This is a genomic window from Streptomyces sp. NPDC060209, from assembly GCF_042728155.1.
Taxonomy (GTDB): Bacteria; Actinomycetota; Actinomycetes; order Streptomycetales; family Streptomycetaceae; genus Streptomyces.
Genome location: NZ_JBHWZS010000583.1, coordinates 1 through 1,222 on the forward strand (window position 1 = coordinate 1; position 1,222 = coordinate 1,222).

A 1,222-nucleotide genomic window follows, 5' to 3' on the forward strand; every position below is an offset into this window, starting at 1 on the left:
GGCTTGATGTCGCGGTGGACGAGGCCCATCTCGTGGCTGGTCTCCAGGGCGGCGAGCACATCGGCCGTCACCTTGAGGGCCTTGTCGGCAGGCATGGCGCCGTACTGCTGGATGTCCGCCTGGAGCACGGAGCCGAGCGGCTGGCCCTCGACGTACTCCATGACGATGTACGGCATCAGCGCGCCGCCGAGCTCGTCCTCGCCCGTGTCGAAGACCGAGACGATGTTGGTGTGCTGCAGCTTGGCGACGGCCTGCGCCTCGCGCCGGAAGCGCTCGCGGAAGGACTGCTCGCGCCCCAGCTCCGTGTGCAGCGTCTTGATCGCGACCTGCCGGTCCAGGGCGGAGTCGTACGCGAGGTAGACGGACGCCATGCCGCCCTCACCGAGCAGGTCGCGCAGCTGGTAGCGGCCGCCGGCCACAGAACCGCCCGCATACCGCCCCTGTGCGCCGTCGTGGCTCATGACTTGCATCCCCCTCGGCGCCCGACGGACGCGATCATCCCTGTTACGCGCCAAGTCTGCCCGAGGGGTACGACACGTCAAGCCGGGTGCCCGTTCCGTGACCCTACGCACAAGAAGCGTCTCGGAAGCGTTACAGGAAGCGCATGGAATTTGCGCGGACGGCGCGCGAGCCGATTGGATGGCCCGTCACTCTGAAAACCGGTGTGTCGGGCAGAGGCTGTAGCGTGACGTGGCAATGCAGCAGAGCACCGTGAGAACCCGCGGACGCGCGGACAGAAACGACGGCGAGGACTGATGGCACCCGAATCCGAAGCAAACGGCGGCGGAGTTTCGGATGGCACCGACTCCTGGGGTGTCGGCGGTGTGGTCGGGGACGGCCGTTACCGCATGACCCACCGGCTCGGCCGCGGCGGCATGGCCGAGGTCTACGCCGCGGAGGACGTCCGTCTGGGGCGCACGGTGGCGGTGAAACTGCTCCGTTCCGATCTTGCCGAGGACCCGGTGTCCAAGGCCCGCTTCACGCGGGAGGCGCAGTCGGTCGCGGGGCTGAACCACCATGCGATCGTCGCCGTGTACGACTCCGGCGAGGACGTCGTGGGCGGGTCGACCGTGCCGTACATCGTGATGGAGCTCGTCGAGGGCAACACCATCCGCGATCTGCTGCTCGAGGCCGAGGCCCCGCCGCCCGAGCAGGCGCTGATCATCGTCTCGGGCGTCCTGGAAGCCCTGGCGTACTCCCACCAGCACGGCATCGTGCACCG

The 1,222-nt window shown here is 68.6% G+C and carries 2 protein-coding genes; one reads left to right on the top strand and one right to left on the bottom strand.

The annotated features are described in order from the left end of the window. On the bottom strand, positions 1-461 hold a 461-nt coding region (locus ACFWFI_RS42715; RefSeq protein WP_387401378.1), incomplete at its 3' end, for a protein kinase domain-containing protein. A gap of 294 nt (positions 462-755) precedes the next feature. Between ACFWFI_RS42715 and ACFWFI_RS42720 the strand changes: the two genes are divergently transcribed. Further along, positions 756-1,222, top strand: a 467-nt coding sequence (locus ACFWFI_RS42720) for a protein kinase domain-containing protein (RefSeq protein ID WP_387401380.1), incomplete at its 3' end; no start/stop codon positions are given.